A 20,957-nucleotide genomic window follows, 5' to 3' on the forward strand; every position below is an offset into this window, starting at 1 on the left:
ATCGAGTTGCAGGCGTGTCGCGCGCGCGACGGCGATCAGATCATCCTTGCTGAGGACGCGTAAGCGCCGCTGCTGGCGATGCTTGCCTGCCGTGGTGTCTGGTCTGCCATGGCCTTGCGTCGCTGCCGGTTGAGCAGCAGGTAGGTTTCGGCGGGATAGAGGCGCTCAACCTGGCTTGAGATCGGCACGACCTGAACCCGGTTGAGCATTGAATTGGCGGTGTCGTTGCTCAGCACGACCGCCGGGCGTGTCTTCTGGATCTCACCGCCGACCGCCATGTCGAACGAGACCAGCCACACATCGCCACGCCGAGCCGGCTCCTCGGCCACATCCGCGATGAGACTGTTGCTCCAGGCACGCGCCTCGCTTTCGCGAGCCTCATCCGCCGCTGTGGCGGTGTCGCCTGCCGCGAGATCCTGGCCGATGACATGGGGGCGGGCGAGATCGTTGAGAAAGCGGCTGATGCGCCTTCGCCCGACGACGCTATGCAGGCCGTCATAGACGTCGGCGTCAACGGTGATGGTGAGTTTCTTCGGCATAACACGACCCACTATACGTATTGTAATACGGCAAGCGGACGCGGCCGCGAAGACCGCCGAGAGGGCCCTGGAGACGACAAGGGTCCGGAACAGTTCTGCCCAGGAGCGTGGGGCTGCTCTTGCATGTCCCATCTCGTTGGGTAAGAGCGTTAGCCAATCAGTTGGTTGCGTGTCCAGCGAATGCGCGTGATGATCTTTGGCGACGATCACCGGTCGGCTCACGTCCAAATCGTCGATGACACCCGGCTGGAATCAATCTTTTGTATGCTGGCGGCAACCACTGTTCTGGGTCGACGGCATGGCTCGCGGCGAGGTTTGCCGCGCCACTGATGCACAGATGGACGCCGCCATTGACCGAGCGCGGTCGCGCACCGCAATGAGCCGCGTGCCGCCGCCGTCCGGCACGGTGGGCAACTCGGCCGGATGGTCGTCGATGTGACCAAAGGCTGCAGCTTCACGTTCCCGCCCCGGCTGGCGCAAGGTTTGGAGAGTGCAACCGATGAGCAGCTCGCGCAGGTTGAGATCCTTGGTTCAGGCTATGGCCTGCACTGGAAAGCGCTTGACGTCGCCGCAGCACGAGCGAATGGCGCAAAGGGAGGTCGGCCGGGCAAATCGGCTCCTGGATGATATACGAGAGGGCATCCTCTATTAAACCGAGTGTTCAATCAAACTCCCTGCTGATAAAGACCGTTACCCTGGCGAACATGAGACATCGTGGCGCGCTTATAGAACAACAGATCAAGGCCGGCTACTTCCAGCAGAAGTTATCGAACGAAGGTTGAGAAATTCCGAGAGACATAACCGTAGTGTTAAGCGAGCAAGGTTGCCTTCTCGTCGGCTTGCAATGCCGGAGGGGGGTGCCAGCGGCCTTGATCGACCGCCTCGATCTCGCGATCGATTTCAGCGATAACCTGGCGCGCGAACGGGCCGATGTGCAAATAGAGGGCCATTATCATGATGACATAGGGCAACGCCTTAGGATTATGGGTAATGCAGTCGAGCATCGTGTTCCAAAATTGCCTGCGCACTCCAGGCCCGGCGCTTGGGATGCGCCACAGCAGCCGAGCGAAGCTGCGCAGATCGCCTCGAATCATCCGATGGGATCGACTGCGTTTGAGCATACGACCTACTCGTTGCACACGGCCGAAATAGGCGACCGGGTCATAGATCGCTTCCAGGACTGCTTTGTAGTCGCTGAGCACGTCGCGACGCGCGCGCTTCGTCTCGAAGTTCAGCCCGGCAGTGCACTGATCGCCTGAATTCGTTAGATCACTATCGGCATAGAGGCGCCCTTCAGCCAAAAGGCGACGCGTCAGTTGTGTGGTTGGCAGGGCGTAGAGCAATCCGACCATGCAGATCGGAATCGCCGTGTCCTCGATACACTCGATCATGCCATCGGCAATGCTGCCTTTCTCGCTGTCGAATCCGACGATGAACCCGGCATTGACAAAAATGCCGGCCCCATAAATCTTGGCGATACTCTGCTGCAGGTTGCGCCGAGTATTCTGCTTTTTTTGCATCATGACCAGGGAGTCCGTATCAGGGCTCTCGATGCCGACGAAGACCGCGAAGAAATTCGTCTCCTTCATGGCACGCAACAGTTCAGCGTCATCGGCAAGATTGATTGATGCTTCGGTTGAAAACTCGAACGGAAAACTCTTCTCGTTCATCCAACGCTTGAGGTCCGGTAGGAATTTCTTGAGAGCCTTTTTGTTGCCAATCAGGTTGTCGTCAACGAAATCGACATGTCCCCGATAACCGAGCGCATACAAGGCATCGAGCTCGCCCAGTACCTGCTCGTTAGTCTTGGTTCGCGGCACCCTGCCATAAAGCTCGATAATGTCGCAAAACTCGCAATTGAACGGACATCCACGCGAGAACTGAATTCCGACATGGAGATACTGGTCCAGTTTCAGTAGATCAAAGCGAGGGAGAGGGCTCTTGGTAATGTTGGTCTGCCCCGTCGGCGCTTCAAAGACGCCCTGTGTGGCCCCACTTCGCCAGGCCGCGAGGAAATCGTCCATGATCTCCTCGGCCTCCCCAAGAACCTGAAAATTTGCAGCAGTGTATAAGGACGGGCTCGACGTGACATCTGGACCACCAACCACCACCGGCTTGTCACATGCACGGCACATTTCAATAATGTAACTTGCATCGTTCCGCTGGGGCAGCATTCCTCCGGTCATCACCAGGTCGGCCCATTCGAAATCGTCATTGGTCAAAGCCTCAGTGTTCCGATTGACCAGCCGGATTTCCCAAGCTTTCGGAAGCAAGGCGGCGACGGTAATCAGGCCGAGCGGTGCTGCCGGGTAGCGCGCACCGGTCAACTCGCATGTTGCCGTGTAATTCCAGAATGAACTCGCATTGAAGCGTGGAAAGATCATCAGGACTTTGCAGCTATCGGTCAACTCTTGAGCACCTTTCGACTATGGTTAAGCGGCTCGCCGATTTACGGATGGCGTGGCATGGCAGTGGACCTAACGTGGAAGCCCGTCGTGTCAGCATCAAACAAGCGTGTTGGTCGTATCACGCTGAGCGGTGTTTAGCGAACGGACACCGCTGCCTTCATAGGGCAATGCTGTTCCAGCCAGTCGCAACCCGAACGTCCGCCCTTGACCAGGCCTTGACCCTGATGCGCTCGACTTCATCATGCGTGATGTCCTCCCGCCTCCGATCATAGAGCTGTGTAGTCCGCGTGCCGGCATGGTTCGCCATGGCGGCGGCGCTCTCCAGGGTTCCCCCGTTCTTCAGGTAGGCGGTGATCCCCGTCGCCCGAAAGCTGTGGTTGCCGATCCGGGTTGCGATCGCGGCCGCGAGTGCATGGCGCTGCACCATGCCATAGGCCTGGGGCAGGGCGTCCGGGTAAGCCGGCCGGTGCCCCGACCGGTTGTCCGGAAGAGCGGCCCCTTGGCGTCGTCAGCAATCCCAGTTCCGTCCAGGTAGGCATGCAGGTATCCCTCCGACGTGTGATGGCGTGGCATTTCATGTCGCTTGCCGCCTTTCTCGTGCAGCCCCACCCAGAGCCGGCGGCTCTGTGCGAAGACATCCTCGACCCGCATGGCGAGCGCCGCGACGATCCGCTCGATCGTGGTGATGACGTCGATGCTGTCGAGCAGTGCCCTATCGTCGGCCGGGTCGAGCACAGGCGTCTTGCCGCGGCAAGCGCTGTGGGCCGGCCCGCGCACCGAGGCGGCCGGGTTGAGCGGCACGACCTGGCCCATCACCAGCCAGTCGAACAGGTGACGGATGGCGGCGATCTGCTGCTTCACCGTGGGCGCGGAATGCTTACGGGTCTGGCCCTCGATCCAAGCCGCCACGTGCAGCGGCTGCACCGCGGCAATCGACGGCGCCGCGTGCTCCTCGCACCGGGCCAGGAAGCCCGTCACGGCGCGGGCATAGGCGGGCCGGGTGTGCGGATCGCGGATGGTCGAAGCGAAGAACTCCAGGAAGCGCCTGCCCGCTCGGTCGCCGGTCGCGCCGGGCGCCTGAGCGTAGACTGCGACGATGCGAGACCGCGTGGAGTGTGTCAGCCACCATGTCTCGGGACCATCAAGGTTCGTGGTTGCAACCCTGGATGTCGCCGATGCCTGCGGCTCTCTATCCCGTCCTGCTGACCGGCACGGCGACCTCATTGCGGCGTAGCGGCGGCAGGGTCCAGGGTGGGTTGTAGAACCAGGCGACCGGCGTGCCTGACGCGGACCAGCCGCTGCCGGCGAGGCCGCGCAACAGCTTGGCGTCCTCGCGGGCGACGGCGGTCGGCGTGGTCGAGCCGGAGAAGCGCAGCACGGCGAAGGTTTGGGCGGGCAGTTGGACGAGCTTGACGTTTGCGTCATTCGGCTCCGGCAGCGTCTGAATTGTGCTGCCGGTCGGCATGAAGAAGCGGATGGTCCAGCCATTCGGGCCGGCCTGGCCTTGAGAGACGGGCGCGGTCATCGGGATTTTGCGGCTCGATCCGCCTGCATGCTGTTGCGCCACTGGCGCGGTCATCGCGATCTTCGTGCGATCGTGGTTGCCGCCGAAGATATAACCGGCGATCCGTCGAAATCCGGTGTTGCGTGCGGCGGCTTCGCTTTCCTGGACTGTCGTTTCGGCAACGACACGTGGCGGGTAGTCACGGATCTCGATCTTGCCAACCCCTGCCAGGACCGTGAATGGCGGTTCCGCCACCTCACTGATGCCGAGCACCGAGCACCCCGTGAGCCAGAGCGAAGACAGCAGCGCCATCCATTTCATCCTGCATCTCGGCCTTGGGGCTCTGCATCAAAGCGCGGCCAACCGCCTTGTGCCAGCGTTTGCAGCGACGGCGTCGGGCGCTGCATCTGCTCGGCGTAAAGCCAGAGATCGCGCAGGGTGCGATGCACGAAGTCGCGTGTCTCGGTAGCCGGCAGCGTCTCGATGAACAGCAGCGGATCGCGCGCCTGCAGGGCAACACTCCAATGCGCCAGCGCGCTTGGGCCGGCATTATAGCTCGCCAGCAACCGGATCAGATCATTGTCGATGTCCGGCCGTGCCGCGAGGGCGCGCAGATAACGCTGGCCGACTTCCAGGTTGCGGCCAGGATCGCGAAGCATCGCTTGCGTGGCGCTGCGTCCGCGACGCGGGCGGCCCATCAGGGCGTTTGCGGTTGCCGGCATGATCTGCATCAGGCCGTGCGCGCCGACGGCGGAGACCGCGCGGCTGTCAAAATTCGATTCCACCCGGGTGACGGCGTAGACCAAAGCGGGATCGACGGTGAACCCGCGCGCCGGCCGCAGCGTCGGCATCGCCAGTGCCGCGGATGGACACGCAGGCCGGCGGTCAAGGCCGGCGGTACGCGCCACCAGATCGATCGCCCGACGCATGCCCGGTTCCCGCACTCTTGCGCGCAGGTTCAGCAAGGTCGCCTCGGCGCGTGCCCTCTGGCCGACCTGCAGCAAGGCCAATGCGCGCCGTCCGGCCGGTGCTGCCGCCACCGCTGCGAGATCGGCCTCACCGAGCGTGGGCTTGGGTCGGTAGGCGACCTCGGTGACCGCCGCTTGCGGTGCCTGCAGGAGAGTGCTCGCGAGCATACCATAGAAACTGTCCGGCGACTCCGCCGCACGCCGCAGCCAGGCGTCTGTGGACTGCGGATCGCCGAGGCGCTGTGCGGCGCGGGCGGCCCAGAAGGCGGTGCCCGCACGGGTTTCACCCTGCGTCAGTGCAGCGTGCCATGCCTGCTCGAAGAAGCCTTCCGCCTGCCGGATGTTGCCTCGACGCCAAGCTGCCAGGCCCGCGACCAGTCCGCCGCGGCCGATCGCGCCATCCGTTATGGCGCCACGCGCCGCTCGGATCGCGCTTGCATCGTCACCGTCGGCGAACGATGCGCGGGCGATTTCGGCGCGCAAGTCGCCGGCGTAGCGCCGATCGATGAACCGTGTCCGCGCAACCAGACGCAGGGCGCTGCGGGCACCGGCCGCACCTCTGCCCAGACGCGCGCGCACGGTGCGGTCGAGTAGCGGATTGCGGTGAAAGGCCGGCCGCAGGGCCGCGAGGCGCCGGCGGATTGCGTCCGCATCGGCAGCGTCCGGCCAACGATGCAGCCATTGCCGCAGCGACGCGGCGTCAGGACTCGACTTGGGGGAGAGATAACGGGCAGCAAGCATGTCTGCGAGCAGCATGTCGTCGGGTAGGGCCTGGATGGCGCGCGTCGCCTGAGTGAATTGCCCGCGCGCCTGCCAGGCAAAGATCTGCCGGATGCGCGCGGCCTCATTGGACGGTAGTGGGCGAACGACGCCGATCTCATCGTCGCGCCAACCGTTGATGCCCGCGCGAGCGGCCGCCCGCGGCATCGCGAAGGCGGTCTCAACGAGTGGTCCTGCCTGGTCCGATACCAGCATCTTCCCGCGTGCCAACACGGGAAGACCAACGGCACCGGCAAGGAGTGCGGTGGAAGCCAGCATTGCCGCGACCGCATGTGGGGGGATGCGTCCAGTCCCGCGCATGGCCGGGGAACTGGGAGGCGGGTTCGGAGAAAACAATCCTAATTCGGCGCATCAGCCATGCGCCAGCGCGCTAAGTCCCGCTCTACCGGGGTTCGCGTGGGATCGTCTCACCCGGTTGTGATAACGCGGCGTGCGAGAGCGTGGTGCGCAGCAGCAGCAGGTCGGCCCAGGCCTCCTTGCGCGCGGCGGGGCTGGCCAGCAGCTGGCTCGGGTGACGCATCGCCAACGCCGGCGCCTCTTGCCCGCTGGTTCCAGGGCCGCTTGCAGGCAAAATCCAGCGCCCGCGCAGCCGCGACAGCGGCGCCTCGGTCGCGAGCAGCGCGCGCGCCGGCCGCGTTCCCATCAGCACCAGGTGACGCGGTCTCGCCAACGCCAGCAGCCGGTGCAGGAAAGGTAGGCAGGCCGCCATCTCCTGCGGGCTGACCCGGCGGTCACCGGGCGGCCGCCATGGGATCAGCGGCGCGATCAGCAGGTCGGCGCGCGCGAGATCGATGCTCGCGAGCATGCGATCGAACAGGTCGCCGGCAGCACCCGCGAACAGCCTGCCGGCGCGATCCTCCTCGGCATCCGGCACCTCGCCGACCAGCATCAGCCCGCACCCGGGCGCGCCTTCGGCAAACAATGTGTGGCTTGCGGTATCGCGCAACGGACAGCCGTGGAAAGCCAGCACCGCCTCGCGCAGCTGCTCGATGCTGTCGGCCGCGGCGGCGGCGGCAACCGCCCGCATTTGCGTATTCCCCTGAACGACTGCGATCGGCCTTGGCATCGGTGCGGACGCACAAGGCGGCGCTGATGCCGACACATTGGCCAGCCGGTCGCGAGGCAAATCGTCCAGCGCCTCGTCCGCACCCCATGCGATCTGCAGACGCAGCAAAGCGAGCGCATCGTTGTGGGACAAATCCGCCAGTGCCGCATTCCTCATCGTACGGAAGCGGTCAGGATAGCCGGGGCCGGGCGGCCCTGGTAGGCTGCGTTGGTAATGCCGTTCAACCATCGCGCGATCCTGGCTCTTGGGCTGCTGTTGTTGCTGCCGGCGGCCGCGGTCGCGGGGCCGATCGCGACGCCGTCGCCTGGGACGCTGTTCGGCACCTATCTCAGCGGCATCGTCGCCGGTGCGATCGGCGATACCGACATTGCCTCGGATCGGCTGCTCGACGTGCTCAATGCCGACCCCGGCGCGTCCGGCGTGCGGGCGCAGGCGTTCGTGTTTTCGGCGCTGGCCGGCAACCCGCAAGCGGCAGCCCTCGCGGCGAAGGTCACCGGCAATCCGCTATCGCCGCTGGTGCTTGGCAATGCGGCGGCACGCGCCGGCGATTGGGCTGCCGCGCGCCACCAGTATCAGGAGATTGCCGGCTCGCCGCTGAATGCGCTGCTGCGGCCGCTGCTGGTGGCCTGGGCGGAGCAAGGCGCCGGCGACACCGACGGCGCCTTGGCGACGCTGGCGCCGCTTGCCGGAGACAGCCCCGTCGCCGGGCTCTATGCCGCATCCGCGGCAATGATCGCCGACCAGGCGGAACGCGTCGATCAGGCCGGCCGCCTCTACCAGCGGGCACAGACATTCGCCCCCGGATCGGACCTGATCTTCGTTCAGTCCTACGCGAGCTTTCTCTATCGCGCCGGGCAGCCGGCGCAGGCGAAAGCGCTGGTGCAGGCGCTGGTCCAGGCGTTGCCGGCGCTGTCGATCGCCGAGCCGGGGCTTGCTTCGGCCTTGCGCAAAATACCCGTGGCGACGCCGCTGGAGGGTCTGGCGCGCGCCTATTTCGACGTCGCCTCGCTGATCCAGCAACAGGGCTCGCGCGGCCGCGACGCGGAACTCTTCATGCTGCGCTTCGCCCTCGATCTCGCACCGGACCTGACCCCGGCGCGGCTGCTGCTTGCGGACCTCCAGAACCAGGGCGGCGCGCCGCGCGAGGCGCTGGCCACCCTGCGCCAGGTGCCGAAGGACGACCCGCTCTATCCGGTCGCGGCCCTCAGAGTTGCCGTGATCGGCGGCGCCGGCGGCGAGACCGCTGCCGCGCAGGCGACGCTCGAAGGCCTTGCCGCGCGCTATCCGACCCGCGCCGAACCGTTGCAGGCGCTCGGCAACCTGCTCCAGGATCACGGCCACGATGCCGACGCCATCAAGGCCTATGACCGCGCGATCAGACTGATGTCGCCGCTCGACGCCCAGGACTGGCAGGTGCTGTTCGCACGGGCCACCGCCTATGATCGGCTCCGGCAATGGCCAAAGGCGCAGTCCGACCTGCAGCACGCCCTGCAACTCGACCCAAACGAGCCATTCCTGCTCAACTATCTCGGCTATAGCTGGCTGGAGCGCAAAGAGGATCTCGGCCGCGCGCGCACGATGATCGAGCGGGCGCTCGACGAAAAGCCCGATGACGGCTCGATCCGCGACAGTCTGGGATGGGCGATGTACCGCCAGGACGACATCACCGGCGCGGTTCGTGAACTCGAGCATGCGGCCGAGCAGATGCCCGAGGATCCGACCGTCAACTACCATCTCGGCGCCGCCTACTGGGCGGCGGGGCGCAAAATCGAGGCGCGCGACCAGTGGCGCTGGGCCTTGCAGCTGCATCCGGGCAAGCAGGACGCAGCACGCATCGCTACCGCGCTGCGCACCTCGATGTTGCCGGGCGGCGATCCGGTGCGCGCCGCCGACAAGCTGCCGCTGCCCGCGCCCTGAACGCCGCCATGAGGGAAGCCGCCGCCGCCAAGATCAACCTGTATCTGCATGTCGTCGGCCGACGCGACGACGGCTATCATCTGCTGGACAGCCTGGTGGTGTTCGCGGGTGCGGCGGACCGCCTCAGCGTGGTGCCCGACCCGGCGCTGCGGCTATCGCTGAGCGGCCCGTTCGCCGCTGCCCTGCAGCCTGACGCCGCCGACAACTTGGTGCTCCGCGCCGCTACCCGTCTGCGCGGCACGGCGGCGGGACCCGGTGCGCACCTGACGTTGGACAAGCAACTGCCGGTGGCCTCTGGGATCGGCGGCGGCTCGGCGGATGCCGCGGCGGCGTTGCGCCTGTTGCGTAGGTTCTGGGCGCGTGACGATATCGACACTGAGGCCCTGCACCGTCTCGCCGCGTCGCTCGGCGCGGACGTGCCGGTCTGCCTCGCCGGCCGTCCCACCCGCATGCAGGGCGTGGGCGAGATCCTGCTCGAAGCGCCGAGCTTGCCTGATCGTCTCGGCCTGGTGCTGGTGAACTGCGGCGAGGCGGTGGCGACTCCGGCGGTGTTCCGGGCGCGCGATCCGGGCTTTCGCCCCGCCGCGACCTTGCCGCGCGGCTGGGACGATGCGCGGGCCCTGGCGGCGAGCCTCGCCGGCCTGAGCAACGATCTCGAACCCGCGGCGCGTCGGCTGTGTCCCGCCATCGACGGCGTGCTTGACTGGCTGCGGGCGCTGCCGGGATGCCGTTTCGCACGCATGAGCGGCTCGGGAGCGACCTGCTTTGGTCTGTTCGACGATGCCGACGCGGCGCGCCGGGCGGTGGGCGCCGCCGAGCGGCCCGACGCCTGGTGGGTATGGGCGGGAGGCTGCGCCCCCGAACAGGATCAGGTTTGAAGCAGCCAGGCTTTACCTTAAGGTGCATCCAAGCGAGCCGGGAGAGGCAGTCTTGAGCGCACGCATGCGGGTCTCCGTCTCCAGCGACGGGCAGAGTGCCAGCCTGGCGCTGCTGCCGGGCAGTGGCCTCGATGGCGAGATCACGCTGACCCTGGACCAGATCTCGCAACTGATCTTCGGGCTCGGCCAGGCGCGCGCGAAGATGGTGCAGAACCTGCCGGTGCCGCCCATCGAGGGCGCGCATTTCACGCCGGTGTTCAAGACGCAATGGGTGGTGCAGCCCGAGGCGATGACCGAAGGCTCGGTGATCGCTTTCCAGCATCCCGCCTATGGTCCGGTCGGGATGGTGCTGCCGGCGGCATCGGTCGAGAAGGTGGTGCGGGCGCTGAGCGTGCATCTGGGCATGGTGCATAGCCACGCCGGCGGCAAACCGAGCTGATACGGACTTGATGGGACATCTGGCGGCCTGGATCACGGCCGCGATCTCGGCCGCCGGCTATGGCGGGGTCGCTGCCCTGATGGCGATCGAGAGTGCCTGCATTCCGCTGCCCTCGGAGATCATCATGCCGTTCGCCGGCTACCTCGTCTCCACCGGACGCTTCAGCCTGTGGGCGGTGGCATTGGCGGGGGCCCTCGGCTGCAATATCGGCTCGACGCTGGCCTATTGGGTGGGTGCTGCCGGTGGCAGGCCGCTCATCGAGCGTTACGGGCGCTGGGTGCTTCTCGATGCCGCCGACCTGCGCACGGCGGAGCGCTTCTTTGCGCGGTTCGGCACGCCGGCGGTGCTGATCGCCAGGGTGCTGCCGGTGGTGCGCACCTTCATCGCCTTACCGGCCGGGATCGGGCGGATGCGGCAACTGCCCTTCCAGCTCTACACCTTCGTCGGGTCGCTGGTCTGGTGCTACGCGCTGGCGGCAATCGGCGCGGCGTTGGGTCGGCGCTGGGAGAGCGACCCGCGGCTGCGCGCGGTGATGGGAGAGTTCCATATCGTCGTGGCAGTGGCGCTGGTGGCCGCGGTGGGCTGGTTTGTCTGGCACAAGTGGCGAGGCCAACGTGCCTGAGCGGGAGGCTCCTGGCTCTTGCCGGCAGCCCCGACCATGCCAGGCCGTTCGGGTAGCTTCGAACGGCATAGCATGGACAGCCTCGTAGAGACCGTAGCAACCCTGATGCTTCTTCTCGCAACGGGAAGCATCATCGGGCTGGCCGATCGAAGCCGGTTTGCCATGGCCTGGCTGCTGGTCGCGGCGGCGATTATGGCGTTGCACCAGTTCCTAATCACCTTCGGCTTCGGCCAGCTCCCGAACGTGTTCGTCGGAAGCGTGTGGAACTGGCAAGGCAAGCTGCTTGCCTTGACGGCAACGCTTTGCATCGCGGCTCTCCCGGGGTTCGGGTGGCGGCGCGTCGGACTGACATTGACCCAGGCAGAGGGCAGCCTCAGGCCGGCAACAATCGCCATGGTGGCTTATTGCGCGCTCTTTTCGCTGATCGCCCTGTTCTTTCCAGGCGGTCATACGACATCGGACGAGGTGGCTTTCCAGCTCACGATGCCCGGCCTGGAGGAAGAACCCTTTTATCGCGGGGTCCTTTTCCTGGCTTTGGACCAGGCATTTCGCGGTCGAGTTCGTTTGCTGGGTGCCGACTGAGGTTGGGGTTCTGTCCTATCCTGCGGTCTGTTCGGTCTGGGACACGCGTTCGGCTACGCGCATGGCGGGTTCTCGTTCGACGCCACGACGATGGCCATGACGGCGCTGCCTTCTTTCAATGCCGTCTGGCTCAGGCTCCGCACCAAAAGCCTGCTCTTTCCGGTCCTGCTGCATAATTTCGGAAACTCGGTATTGCTCTTTTAACCGCGGGTCACACTCGCGTCTTCAGATCGAGCAGTTCATTGCACGCTCGGCACCAGCTCCGGCTTGGCTCACTGATTAGGGTCCCGGGCGACTATCGCCACGTTGTTGCAGTTTCTGCTGCAAGAAAGTCATGGACGATCCGTATTCTCGGCGCCGATCGGATCTCCCGGTGCACCGCAAGCCATAAAGGCAGCGGCGCAAGAGCGATTTCGGGAAGAATTCTCGGCAGATCTGGATAAGTAGATACCAATACCGGCGTTCAGCATCTGCACGCGCACGATGTGATCGTCGCTTCGGCGACGCTGTTGCGGATCCCCGCGGCACCGATCAACGAAGCCGTTGAGATGATCGACTACAGCGATGTGCGCGGGCGGCACGCTGCACCCGAAACAGCTGTCGCGACCCTCGTCGGACGCTGGCAGCCGATGTTCATGGTCTGCCTCGGCGTTGCCAGTTGTGCGGCACCGTCAAGCTCAAGGGCGCGCTATCGAGCGTCTACAGGCCTGTCTGACGCGACACTGCTTACGGAAATGTGGATCTCGGATAATGTTGGAGTCGATCACCGGGCTGACCGAAAAAAACGAAGCTGGGCTCACGCAAGCGAAGGGAGATTCAGGCGATGGAGATCAAGCGAGCAGGCAGCCAGCCATCCGGCAAGGGGCCGGCGGACTGGTTCACCGGCACCGTTCGCATTGATCCGCTGAGCAGCCCGCCCGAGCCGGCGCGGGCGGTAGCCGCCCTGGTCACGTTCGAGCCCGGCGCGCGTACGGCTTGGCACACGCATCCGCTTGGACAGATCCTGATCGTGACCGCCGGGTGCGGCTGGGTGCAGAGGGATGGTGGGCCGGTGGAGGAGATCCGCCCCGGCGACGTTGTCTGGTTCGGCCCTCGCGAAAAGCACTGGCACGGCGCCTCTGACACGACGGCGATGAGCCACATTGCTATCCAGGAGAAGCTCAACGGCTCCCCCGCGGACTGGATGGAGCATGTCAGCGACGCGCAATACCGGCGCTGAGTCTGGCGTGTCGCCTCGCGCGGTGTCACGCAGGGGATGCGGCCGCTGGCGCGCAGCGATGTCGGGAACAGCTCCGAGAAGTTGGGATAGGACGCGATCCAGCTTTTGGTGGCCAGCAGGTTGACCACGCAAAGGACCATCAAGGTATGACACCGGTTCCGCTGTATGGTGGACAGGCGTTCGATCATCGGCATGGGGCCTGGTTCCAGGGCTACGCCAGCAGCGTCACCGTCGCGCGCAGGCCGTGCGGCTGGCGATTTGTCAGCACGATGTCGCCGCCATGGCCGCGCACGATGTTGCGGGCGATCGACAAGCCGAGGCCGGTGCCGCCGGTCTCCCGGTTGCGGCTGGTCTCCAGGCGGACGAACGGCTCGAACACGCGATCGAGGTCAGGGTGCTGCAGGCCGTGGCCGTTATCCTCGACCAGCACCGCGACGAAGCGCCCGTCCGGGCTGTCGTTCGGCGGCCGTATCGTCACCTGGGCGTCGCCGCCATAGGCGATGGCATTGCCGACAAGGTTGGACAGCGCCCGCTTGAGCGCCATCGCGCGCGCTCGGATTGGGACGGGTGGTGGGTCCTCGGCAAAGCCGATCTGGCGGGCCATCTCCGGGCGCCCCTCGATCGCCTCGTCGAGAATGGTGCGCATCAGGGCCGCGAGGTCGAGCTGGACCATCGGCTCGCGGTTGGCGCTGTCGCGTCCGAACGCCAGGGTGGCGGACACCATTGCCTCCAGCTCATCGAGGTCGGCGATGAATTTGCGTCGCAGCTCGTCGTCGTCGATGAATTCGGCGCGCAGCTTCAGCCGCGTAATCGGTGTGCGCAGATCGTGCCCGATCGCGGTCAGCAGCAGCGTCCGGTCGGTCACGAAGCGGCGTATCCGGCTCGCCATGGTGTTGAATGCGACCGCCGCGGTGGCGACCTCCAGCGGTCCGTCCTCCGGCAGCGGCGGCGCGTTGACGTCGCGGCCGAGCGCCTCGGCGGCGGCGGCGAGGGTTCGCACCGGCTCCGTCAGGCGGCGCACCGACCACAGCGTCAGCAGCCCGGTGGCGACGATCATCAGGGTGAACGCGATCGGGAAGGTGGGCGAGGCGAGCAGGTTTGGCCGCGACAGACGAAAGGCGACGGTGACCCAGCGCCCCTCGTCGGGCAAATGCAGCGAGACGACATATTTGCGCTCGAACCACTGGCCGCCGATATGCACGTGCGTCGGGCGCATACGCGACGGCAGCGGCACCATCTGCATGGTGACCCGCAGGGTGCGCTGCATATGCGGCGGCACCGGATTGACCACGCCAATGTCGGGGCCTGGTGTCAGGGTAAGGTGAAAGCCCGGAGGCAGTTTCATGCGCGCCGCTTCCGCGTCGCGCTCGTCAGGATCGGTCTCCGCGATCGAGCGATAAATCCCCGCGACCCGGATGCCGGCGGCGCGCTCGATCTCCGTCCGGTCGATGGCGATCCGGTCCATGGCGTGGATGGCAAGCCCGGCCAATTGCACGACCGCAAGACCCGCGAGCAGCACCAGCGCGGTGCGTGCCGCCAGGCTACGCGGCCAGAGACTGCGCGGCCAAAGGTGTCGCCAGATGCGCGGCCTAGACCCGTTCGACATCCGCCGCCAGAACGTAGCCGCCGCCGCGAACGGTCTTGATGACCTGGGCGTTGCGTCCGTCATCCTCGAGCTTGCGACGCAGCCGGCTGATGGCGACGTCGATGGCGCGGTCGAACGGCCCTGCCTGACGACCGCGCAGCAGGTCAAGCAGCATGTCGCGGGTCAGCACCCGGTTCGCGCGGTCGAGAAGGGCGACCAGCAGCTCGTACTCGCCGCCGGTGAGCGGCACCTCGACTGCGTCCGGATTGAGCAGGCGCCGCCGCGTTGTATCCAGCACCCAGCCGGCGAAGCGCAGCACCCGGCTGTCGGTGTCGGCGCTGCGTTCGTCCTGGTCCGCGGTGCGGCGCATGACCGCACGCATGCGGGCCAGCAGCTCGCGCGGATTGAACGGCTTGGGCAGGTAGTCGTCGGCACCGAGCTCAAGGCCGATGATACGGTCGGTCTCGTCGCCCATTGCGGTCAGCATGATGATCGGCACCCGGCCTTGACTACGCAGCCAGCGGGCGATGTCGAGGCCGCTTTCGCCAGGCAGCATCAGGTCGAGCACGACGAGCTGGTAGTGACCCGCACTCCAGGCACGACGCGCCTCGCGCCCGTCCCGGGCCGCGGTCACGCGGAAGCGGTTACGCTCGAGAAAGCGCGCCAGCAGGTCGCGGATTTCGCGGTCGTCATCGACGATCAGGATATGCGGCAAGGTCTCCATGTCTGGACAAATTAGGCCTGTGTGCGCGCCTTGGGCAGGGCGCGTAGCACTCCGTTTCAATACCGATTGTAACAGCCATTATGCTACTCGGCATAGATCATCCTGCGGGTTATGCCGCCATCGACGATGAACTCGGCGCCGGTGACGAAGCGGCTCTCCGGTCCGAGCAGCCAGGCCGCCAGTGCCGCGACGTCGCCGGCGGTGCCGACCCTGCCGGCCGGATGCTGGGCGTGATCCTCGGGGCGGAGCGGCTCGCCGGCGACGTCGATCCAGCCCGGGCTGATGCAGTTGACGCGGATCGCGGGGCCCAGGCTGACGGCCAGCGCGTGGGTGAGGGCCAGCAGCCCGCCCTTGGAGGCGGCATAGCTCTCGGTGTCGGGTTCGGACATATGCGCGCGGGTGGAGGCGATGGTGACTATGGCGCCGCCGGCATCCCCGCTGCCGTCGTTCGCGGCAAGACAGGCGCGGGCGGCGCGCGCCAGCAGGAAGGTCGCGGTCAGATTGGTGGCGACCACCCGGTTCCACTCCTCCGGCGAGAGGTGCTCGATCGGCTTGCGGATCATGATGCCGGCATTGCTGACCAGGGCGTCGAGCCGGTCGCCGCGGGCCGCGATGCGTTCCATGGCCGCCGCCACCCCCGCCGGAGTGGACACATCGCCGACGATTGTCTCAAGCGCTTCCGCGGCGTCGCGCGGCAGGCTGGCGAGGCCGTCCGCGTCGGTGTCGAGGGCGAAGACGCGCCAGCCGTCACTCAGCAGGCGACAGGTGATCGCCCGGCCGATGCCGTGAGCTGCCCCGGTGACGAGTGCGCAACAGGGTGCGGACATGGAGTATGGCGCTCCGATACGAATCGGTGGATCAACGTGGCGACAGCCCGCGCGTTCGGTCAGCGCCGGATGCCTGCTTGCCGCGGCCGCGCGGGGCGCGGAAGATCGCGCCTCCAGGAGGCCGTCATGTCGCCCATGCCCATTTGCCATCGCCACGCGGCGGGGCTGCTTGCACTTCTGTTCGGCCTCCTGCCGGCGACGGGGCTGCGTGCCGCGCCGCCGCCGGCAAAGCCGATCCCGCTGACGCCGGCGGCGACACCGGCGCCAAAGCCGTCGTTGCAATCCGCCAACGCCCCGACTGCTAATGCCCCGACTGCCAGCGCCTCGCCTACCAGTGCCACAGCCGCCAACGCCACCACAACGCCGTCCACCGCCAGTCCCAAGCCGCTGCGGAAGGTGGCGCCCAAACCGGGCCCCGGCCTGAACGATGCCGGCCAGAAGGCGGCGACCCTGCGTACGACCAAGCTCAAGCTGTTCGGCCTGATCGACCGCAGTGTGACCGGCCGCGAGAAACGCGAGATCGGGCATGTCGTCGACGTGCTCGTCGATGCCAAGGGGCAGCCCACGGCACTGGTGGTCGATGTCGGCGGTTTCATGGGGATGGGCAACCGGCGCATCGCCATCGACTGGGAACGCTTCGCATTGTCCGGGCGTAAACCCGGCGATGCATTGCAGATCCCGTTCAGCGATGCGCAGATCAAGGCGGCGCCCGCTTATGACGGGTCACATATGGTGACCGTGGTGCAGGGGTCGGTGGCAGCGGTCGCCGCCAACGCTCCGCCCGCGCAGACGCGGGTCGATCTCGGCGAGGATCTGGGTCCGCTCTCGAACACCACAGCAGCGCCGGCCGACAGCCTGAATCCCGACTGAGATCGCCTGGTGCGTCCTTCCATCCGGATGAACAGCCAGCAGGGTCTGGACTGGCTCAACTTCTTCGTTGCCAACCTGCAGACGGCCTTCGGGCCGTTCATCGCGGTCTATCTGACCGGCGAGCATTGGACGCAGGGCGAGATCGGGCTGGCACTGAGTGCCGGCTCTATCACCGCGATCATCAGCCAGGTGCCGGCGGGTGCGGCGGTCGACGCGCTCACCAACAAGCATCTCGCCGCCTTCATCGCTATCATCGCGGTTATCGCCTCTTGCCTGCTGCTGGTGCTGTTCCCGCAGCGCCTGCCGGTGATGGCTGCCGAGATCCTGCATGGCTTTGCCAGCTGCATGCTCAATCCCGCCATTGCCGCGATCACGCTCGGGGTGGTTGCCGCCCGGATCGCGGAAGGCGGCACCGCCACGGGCGAGCTCGGCCGTCGGATTGGTCGCAATGCCAGCTTCGCCTCGATCGGCAATGCCGTGGCGGCCGGGCTGATGGGGGGCGCGGGTTATCTGGTCTCAGCCAGCGCCACCTTCTTTCTGGGTGCTGTGCTGGCGGTGCCGGGACTGTTCGCCTTGGCTGCGATCAAACGTCCGCCGCCCGGCCTTGCCGATGCCGCCGCCGCCGCCGATCCGGCAGGGGAGGAGCAGGGCACGACCGTGGCCGCTTCGCACAGCGTCCTGGTGCTGCTGCGCGACCGCAGGCTCGCCGCGTTCGCGGTGTGTGCGGCGTTGTTCTTCCTGGCCAACGCCGCGATGCTGCCGCTCGCGGCCGGCGAGATCACCAAGGAATCACCGCAATGGGCGGAGCTGATCATCGCCGCCTGCGTGCTGTTGCCGCAACTCGTGCTCGCCGCGATCTCGCCGCAGGTTGGCAGGCTCGCCGAGACCATCGGCCGTCGTCCGATCATGCTGGTCGGCTTCGCGGCGCTGCCGATTCGCGGCCTGTTGCTCGCCAGCACCAGCAATCCGTGGCTGATCATGGCGTCGCAACTGCTCGACGGGGTCAGCGGCGCCACCTTCCAGGTCATGCTGCCGCTGATCACCGCCGACCTGACCCGCGGGACCGGCCGCTTCAACCTGTGCATGGGCTTCTTCGGACTTGCCGTGGGCATCGGCGCCAGCTTGAGCACGACCCTGGCCGGCTTCGTCGCCGACCGCTCGGTGCCGCTGAGTTTTCTGATGCTGGCTGGGGCAGGGGCGGTCTGCGTGCTGATGGTCTGGCTGCTGTTCGGCGACACCAGCCCGCGGCATCGCAGCCGGAGGGACGCAACCCGAGCCGGTTTGCGCTTTTGGAAGTCGGGCGCCAGTTTGCCCCCCAGTTTGCCCCATTGACGCACAAGAGGAGGATCGCAGCATGGTCGAAGATGTCGCCCCGTCGGAGGTTTGGCAGGCACTTGCCGAAAACCCGGATGCGCAGCTGATCGATGTGCGCACCAATGCGGAATGGACCTATGTCGGCCTGCCGGAGATTTCGGCGCTGGACAAGCGTGTGCTGCTGATCTCCTGGCAGGCTCCGAGCGGCGCCGTCAACCGCGACTTCGTCGAACAGCTCGGCGCGTCAGGTCTGACCGAGGCGCATGCGCTCTACTTCATCTGCCGCAGCGGCGCGCGCAGCCTGGCTGCCGCACAGGCCGCGCGCGAGGCGGGATACCGCGCGGCCTACAATGTCGCCGACGGCTTCGAAGGGCCGCCTGACTCGAAGGGGCACCGTGGCAATGTCGCCGGCTGGAAGGCGAGCGGGCTCGACTGGCGCCAGGGCTGACTTATTCGTCGGCGGCGGGCTCGCTATCGGCGTCGTAGAGCACCTGTAACACGACGCACCAGGAATAGCGTGTGTCGTAGAGCGTGCCATTCTGGTCGGTCAGCAAGCCCGTCGGGCCTGTCGGCACATGCGTCAGGGTCACCGCGTCATCGACATTGCCGCCGATGATGCTGATCTGGTTTGCAGCGGCCGCCACCACCAGCCCGCAATGCGCCGGAAACAGGTCGCGGGTCGGCAGGTTATGAAAGGCAATCACCCGGCTGGAGCCGCGGCCCGCGCAGATCAGGTCGCCCAGACCGGGCGCGGTGCTGGCCGGGTCGCGGGCACGCAGGATCGCCACCTTGCCCGCGGCCGCGGCATTGATGTAGGTCGCGTGGTTGGGTGAATATGGAAATCGCGCGCCGGCACCGCCAACGCGCATTACATACGAAATGAACGCCGCCGACCAGGCGTACTGCCCATCATTGGTAAAATTGAACGGGCGCCCACCTTCACCATGCTTGCCGGTCCAGGCGACCTCGTGCTCGTCGGGGTCTTGGCCAATCCACCAATATTCTCCAATACGCTCCCAAAGACCGGGGAGGCGCTCGGGCTTGACGCTGGCGGATGCGGGGTCGGGCCGCTGCTCCGGGTCGTCGTCATCAACCGGCGCGCCGAACAGCCGCCATTCGCGCATCGCAATCGCGATCGTGTCGGTGCGGTTGAACGGCTCAAAGCCGCCGGTGACGAACGCCGGTACATGCTGATCCAGAGCGGTGGGACCCTGTGCATTGCGATACTGAGCGACCGGTGTGCGCGTGACCGGCGAGGTTCCTGGCGCGCAGCCCGCGAGGAGAGGAAGAGCGAGTAAGGCAAACGCGACCGCCGGACCACGCGATCCGGTCCTGCTCGCCGTCGCCCGCGTCGCCATTCCGCTCAAGAACCGATCCTGCGTTCATGCCTGCCCGCCTTCATGCCACATTGTCATGCAAGATCCGGGAACAACCCTGCAAGCCCCGCCTCATTCGCATTGCAGCAGCCACGCTCGGTGATGAGGCCGGTGACCAGGCGCGCCGGGGTGACGTCGAACGCCGGATTGGCGCTAGCGCTGCCGTCCGGCGTCACCTGCACGGTGGCGAGTGCGCCGTCAGGCAAGCGGCCGGTCATGTGCGTGACTTCCTCGGCGCCGCGCTGTTCGATTTCGATGTCGCGCACGCCGTCGCGCAAGCGCCAATCTATCGTCGTCGAGGGCAGACCGACCCAGAACGGCACAGTGTTGTCATGCGCGGCCAGCGCCTTGAGATAGGTTCCGATCTTGTTGGCGACATCGCCCGTGCGGGTGACGCAATCGGTGCCGACGATCACCAGGTCGACCTGATTGTGCTGCATGAGATGGCCTCCGGCATTGTCGGGAATAATCGTATGCGGCACGCCGTGATGGCCCAGTTCCCACGCGGTCAGTGCCGCACCCTGGTTGCGTGGGCGAGTCTCATCGACCCATACATGCACGGGCAGTGCCTTGTCGTGCGCTGCGTAGATCGGCGCCAGTGCGGTTCCCCAGTCAACGGTCGCCAGCCAGCCGGCGTTGCAATGGGTAAGCACGTTTACGGGTTCGCCTGCGGTCTTGTTTAACGCCGCCTGCTCGATCAGGCGGAGTCCGTGCTGCCCGATTGCCGCATTCTGGGCTGCGTCCTCATCACAGATCCTGGCCGCCTCGTCATAGGCGGTGCGGACGCGCTCGGCCGCCGGCGTATTGCGCAGGCGGGTCAGCATGCGTTCGATCGCCCAGCGCAGATTGACCGCCGTCGGCCGCGTGCGCGCCAGCAATTCCGCATCATGTTCAAGCGCATCGCTGCTGTTGTCGGTGCGCAACGCAAGTGCCAGTCCGTAGGCTGCGACGGCACCGATCAGGGGCGCGCCACGCACCTGCATCGTGCTGATTGCGTGCGCAACCTGGTCGCGCGTGGTCAGCCGGAGAATGTCGAGTGACCAGGGCAGTCTGGCCTGGTCAAAGATCCGTACCGACCAGCCATCCCTCGGATCCACCCAGACGCTGCGGTAGGACGCACCATCGATCTTCATCTCAACGCTCTCCTTGGTGTCAGCCCAGGTATCGCGCTCGCGCGTGCGTGTCAGCCGTAACGCAGCGCGACCCCCGTTCACTCACGATCTTGCGTTTGATCCGCACCGAGCGCACCTATTGTAGCGACTAAAGCAGACCTCATAGGTCTGTTTGGCTCAAAGCTGCACTGATTTAATATGGTAGGGCACCTTCGATGGAGACAGAG

The 20,957-nt window shown here is 66.2% G+C and carries 22 protein-coding genes and 1 pseudogene; 12 read left to right on the forward strand and 11 right to left on the reverse strand.

Translation table 11 applies throughout. The features are described from left to right. Positions 1 to 35: 35 nt before the first annotated feature. Positions 36 to 749, reverse strand: coding sequence for a type II toxin-antitoxin system PemK/MazF family toxin (locus tag ACQY4K_RS19595; protein WP_428391870.1), 714 nt, complete (start codon positions 747 to 749; stop codon positions 36 to 38). On the opposite strand from ACQY4K_RS19595, the gene ACQY4K_RS19600 reads away from it, so the two are divergent. Together ACQY4K_RS19600 and ACQY4K_RS19605 are read left to right on the forward strand one after the other, a co-directional pair. Next, positions 736 to 978, forward strand: a complete 243-nt coding sequence (locus ACQY4K_RS19600; RefSeq protein ID WP_428396294.1) for a hypothetical protein — start codon at positions 736 to 738, stop codon at positions 976 to 978. The genes ACQY4K_RS19595 and ACQY4K_RS19600 overlap by 14 nt on opposite strands. Beyond that, positions 963 to 1,166 carry a DUF2442 domain-containing protein gene (locus ACQY4K_RS19605; RefSeq protein WP_428391871.1) on the forward strand — a complete coding sequence of 68 codons (204 nt, stop codon included), beginning with the start codon at positions 963 to 965 and terminating at the stop codon, positions 1,164 to 1,166. Before ACQY4K_RS19600 ends, ACQY4K_RS19605 begins: the two co-directional genes overlap by 16 nt. Before the next feature lie 182 nt (positions 1,167 to 1,348). On the opposite strand, the gene ACQY4K_RS19610 is transcribed toward ACQY4K_RS19605, so the two are convergent. The 5 genes from ACQY4K_RS19610 to ACQY4K_RS19630 all read right to left on the reverse strand — a co-directional run bounded on the left by ACQY4K_RS19610 (position 1,349) and on the right by ACQY4K_RS19630 (position 7,493). Continuing rightward, the gene (locus ACQY4K_RS19610; protein WP_428391872.1) at positions 1,349 to 2,923 is read right to left on the reverse strand and encodes a B12-binding domain-containing radical SAM protein; all 1,575 of its coding nucleotides are present in this window, start codon (positions 2,921 to 2,923) and stop codon (positions 1,349 to 1,351) included. A gap of 363 nt (positions 2,924 to 3,286) precedes the next feature. After that, the gene (locus ACQY4K_RS19615; protein WP_428391873.1) at positions 3,287 to 3,925 is read right to left on the reverse strand and encodes a hypothetical protein; all 639 of its coding nucleotides are present in this window, start codon (positions 3,923 to 3,925) and stop codon (positions 3,287 to 3,289) included. 211 nt (positions 3,926 to 4,136) lie between these two features. Beyond that, on the reverse strand, positions 4,137 to 4,763 hold the full coding sequence (locus ACQY4K_RS19620; protein WP_428391874.1) for an SOUL family heme-binding protein: 627 nt from the start codon (positions 4,761 to 4,763) through the stop codon (positions 4,137 to 4,139). 5 nt (positions 4,764 to 4,768) lie between these two features. Next, positions 4,769 to 6,394 carry a transglycosylase SLT domain-containing protein gene (locus ACQY4K_RS19625; RefSeq protein WP_428391875.1) on the reverse strand — a complete coding sequence of 542 codons (1,626 nt, stop codon included), beginning with the start codon at positions 6,392 to 6,394 and terminating at the stop codon, positions 4,769 to 4,771. A gap of 187 nt (positions 6,395 to 6,581) precedes the next feature. Continuing rightward, positions 6,582 to 7,493 carry a uracil-DNA glycosylase gene (locus ACQY4K_RS19630; RefSeq protein ID WP_428391876.1) on the reverse strand — a complete coding sequence of 304 codons (912 nt, stop codon included), beginning with the start codon at positions 7,491 to 7,493 and terminating at the stop codon, positions 6,582 to 6,584. Between ACQY4K_RS19630 and ACQY4K_RS19635 the strand changes: the two genes are divergently transcribed. From ACQY4K_RS19635 to ACQY4K_RS19665, 7 genes and pseudogenes are all read left to right on the forward strand, one after another. Further along, positions 7,479 to 9,182, forward strand: a complete 1,704-nt coding sequence (locus ACQY4K_RS19635; RefSeq protein ID WP_428391877.1) for a tetratricopeptide repeat protein — start codon at positions 7,479 to 7,481, stop codon at positions 9,180 to 9,182. The two genes, ACQY4K_RS19630 and ACQY4K_RS19635, sit on opposite strands and share 15 nt — an antisense overlap. 8 nt (positions 9,183 to 9,190) lie before the next feature. Then, positions 9,191 to 10,060, forward strand: coding sequence for a 4-(cytidine 5'-diphospho)-2-C-methyl-D-erythritol kinase (locus ACQY4K_RS19640; RefSeq protein ID WP_428391878.1), 870 nt, complete (start codon positions 9,191 to 9,193; stop codon positions 10,058 to 10,060). Between the two features lie 52 nt (positions 10,061 to 10,112). Beyond that, positions 10,113 to 10,499 carry a hypothetical protein gene (locus tag ACQY4K_RS19645; protein WP_428391879.1) on the forward strand — a complete coding sequence of 129 codons (387 nt, stop codon included), beginning with the start codon at positions 10,113 to 10,115 and terminating at the stop codon, positions 10,497 to 10,499. A 10-nt stretch (positions 10,500 to 10,509) separates the two neighbouring features. Continuing rightward, the gene (locus ACQY4K_RS19650) at positions 10,510 to 11,121 is read left to right on the forward strand and encodes a DedA family protein (protein ID WP_428391880.1); all 612 of its coding nucleotides are present in this window, start codon (positions 10,510 to 10,512) and stop codon (positions 11,119 to 11,121) included. 162 nt (positions 11,122 to 11,283) lie between these two features. After that, on the forward strand, positions 11,284 to 11,703 hold the full coding sequence (locus tag ACQY4K_RS19655; RefSeq protein ID WP_428391881.1) for a hypothetical protein: 420 nt from the start codon (positions 11,284 to 11,286) through the stop codon (positions 11,701 to 11,703). A gap of 15 nt (positions 11,704 to 11,718) precedes the next feature. Further along, positions 11,719 to 11,907: pseudogene (locus tag ACQY4K_RS19660) on the forward strand (CPBP family glutamic-type intramembrane protease); the annotation flags it as partial. 619 nt (positions 11,908 to 12,526) lie between these two features. Continuing rightward, complete coding sequence (locus ACQY4K_RS19665; protein WP_428391882.1) at positions 12,527 to 12,922, forward strand: (R)-mandelonitrile lyase; 396 nt, start codon at positions 12,527 to 12,529, stop codon at positions 12,920 to 12,922. A 211-nt stretch (positions 12,923 to 13,133) separates the two neighbouring features. On the opposite strand, the gene ACQY4K_RS19670 is transcribed toward ACQY4K_RS19665, so the two are convergent. The 3 genes from ACQY4K_RS19670 to ACQY4K_RS19680 all read right to left on the reverse strand — a co-directional run bounded on the left by ACQY4K_RS19670 (position 13,134) and on the right by ACQY4K_RS19680 (position 16,058). Beyond that, positions 13,134 to 14,528 carry an ATP-binding protein gene (locus ACQY4K_RS19670; RefSeq protein WP_428391883.1) on the reverse strand — a complete coding sequence of 465 codons (1,395 nt, stop codon included), beginning with the start codon at positions 14,526 to 14,528 and terminating at the stop codon, positions 13,134 to 13,136. Next, positions 14,512 to 15,231, reverse strand: coding sequence for a response regulator (locus ACQY4K_RS19675; RefSeq protein ID WP_428391884.1), 720 nt, complete (start codon positions 15,229 to 15,231; stop codon positions 14,512 to 14,514). The genes ACQY4K_RS19670 and ACQY4K_RS19675 overlap by 17 nt, the downstream gene beginning before the upstream one ends. Before the next feature lie 83 nt (positions 15,232 to 15,314). Next, on the reverse strand, positions 15,315 to 16,058 hold the full coding sequence (locus tag ACQY4K_RS19680; protein ID WP_428391885.1) for an SDR family oxidoreductase: 744 nt from the start codon (positions 16,056 to 16,058) through the stop codon (positions 15,315 to 15,317). 126 nt (positions 16,059 to 16,184) lie between these two features. On the opposite strand from ACQY4K_RS19680, the gene ACQY4K_RS19685 reads away from it, so the two are divergent. The 3 genes from ACQY4K_RS19685 to ACQY4K_RS19695 are packed head-to-tail and all read left to right on the forward strand — an operon-like array spanning position 16,185 to position 18,690. Continuing rightward, on the forward strand, positions 16,185 to 16,928 hold the full coding sequence (locus ACQY4K_RS19685) for a PRC-barrel domain-containing protein (protein WP_428391886.1): 744 nt from the start codon (positions 16,185 to 16,187) through the stop codon (positions 16,926 to 16,928). Between the two features lie 9 nt (positions 16,929 to 16,937). Next, positions 16,938 to 18,260 carry an MFS transporter gene (locus ACQY4K_RS19690; protein ID WP_428391887.1) on the forward strand — a complete coding sequence of 441 codons (1,323 nt, stop codon included), beginning with the start codon at positions 16,938 to 16,940 and terminating at the stop codon, positions 18,258 to 18,260. Positions 18,261 to 18,282: 22 nt separating this feature from the next. Then, entirely contained in the window at positions 18,283 to 18,690 is a 408-nt protein-coding gene (locus ACQY4K_RS19695) for a rhodanese-like domain-containing protein (protein ID WP_428391888.1), read from the forward strand. A gap of 1 nt (position 18,691) precedes the next feature. On the opposite strand, the gene ACQY4K_RS19700 is transcribed toward ACQY4K_RS19695, so the two are convergent. Then, on the reverse strand, positions 18,692 to 19,600 hold the full coding sequence (locus ACQY4K_RS19700; RefSeq protein ID WP_428396228.1) for a DUF2272 domain-containing protein: 909 nt from the start codon (positions 19,598 to 19,600) through the stop codon (positions 18,692 to 18,694). Positions 19,601 to 19,653: 53 nt separating this feature from the next. Beyond that, positions 19,654 to 20,751 (reverse strand): S-methyl-5-thioribose-1-phosphate isomerase, encoded by a 1,098-nt coding sequence (gene mtnA / locus ACQY4K_RS19705; protein WP_428391889.1) that lies wholly within the window; start codon positions 20,749 to 20,751, stop codon positions 19,654 to 19,656. Positions 20,752 to 20,957: the final 206 nt, after the last annotated feature.

Source organism: Lichenicoccus sp., assembly GCF_965276875.1.
Taxonomy (GTDB): Bacteria; Pseudomonadota; Alphaproteobacteria; order Acetobacterales; family Acetobacteraceae; genus Lichenicoccus.

Coding starts and splice junctions, on each gene's coding strand:
- ACQY4K_RS19650 (WP_428391880.1), top strand. CDS start 10,510: ATGGGACATCTGGCGGCCTGGATCACGGCCGCGATCTCGGCCGCCGGC.
- mtnA (WP_428391889.1), bottom strand. CDS start 20,751: ATGAAGATCGATGGTGCGTCCTACCGCAGCGTCTGGGTGGATCCGAGG.
- ACQY4K_RS19625 (WP_428391875.1), bottom strand. CDS start 6,394: ATGCTGGTATCGGACCAGGCAGGACCACTCGTTGAGACCGCCTTCGCG.
- ACQY4K_RS19675 (WP_428391884.1), bottom strand. CDS start 15,231: ATGGAGACCTTGCCGCATATCCTGATCGTCGATGACGACCGCGAAATC.
- ACQY4K_RS19635 (WP_428391877.1), top strand. CDS start 7,479: ATGCCGTTCAACCATCGCGCGATCCTGGCTCTTGGGCTGCTGTTGTTG.
- ACQY4K_RS19665 (WP_428391882.1), top strand. CDS start 12,527: ATGGAGATCAAGCGAGCAGGCAGCCAGCCATCCGGCAAGGGGCCGGCG.
- ACQY4K_RS19680 (WP_428391885.1), bottom strand. CDS start 16,058: ATGTCCGCACCCTGTTGCGCACTCGTCACCGGGGCAGCTCACGGCATC.
- ACQY4K_RS19630 (WP_428391876.1), bottom strand. CDS start 7,493: ATGGTTGAACGGCATTACCAACGCAGCCTACCAGGGCCGCCCGGCCCC.
- ACQY4K_RS19700 (WP_428396228.1), bottom strand. CDS start 19,600: ATGGCGACGCGGGCGACGGCGAGCAGGACCGGATCGCGTGGTCCGGCG.
- ACQY4K_RS19620 (WP_428391874.1), bottom strand. CDS start 4,763: ATGGCGCTGCTGTCTTCGCTCTGGCTCACGGGGTGCTCGGTGCTCGGC.
- ACQY4K_RS19655 (WP_428391881.1), top strand. CDS start 11,284: ATGGCCTGGCTGCTGGTCGCGGCGGCGATTATGGCGTTGCACCAGTTC.
- ACQY4K_RS19695 (WP_428391888.1), top strand. CDS start 18,283: ATGGTCGAAGATGTCGCCCCGTCGGAGGTTTGGCAGGCACTTGCCGAA.
- ACQY4K_RS19685 (WP_428391886.1), top strand. CDS start 16,185: ATGTCGCCCATGCCCATTTGCCATCGCCACGCGGCGGGGCTGCTTGCA.
- ACQY4K_RS19670 (WP_428391883.1), bottom strand. CDS start 14,528: ATGTCGAACGGGTCTAGGCCGCGCATCTGGCGACACCTTTGGCCGCGC.
- ACQY4K_RS19640 (WP_428391878.1), top strand. CDS start 9,191: ATGAGGGAAGCCGCCGCCGCCAAGATCAACCTGTATCTGCATGTCGTC.
- ACQY4K_RS19605 (WP_428391871.1), top strand. CDS start 963: ATGGTCGTCGATGTGACCAAAGGCTGCAGCTTCACGTTCCCGCCCCGG.
- ACQY4K_RS19610 (WP_428391872.1), bottom strand. CDS start 2,923: ATGATCTTTCCACGCTTCAATGCGAGTTCATTCTGGAATTACACGGCA.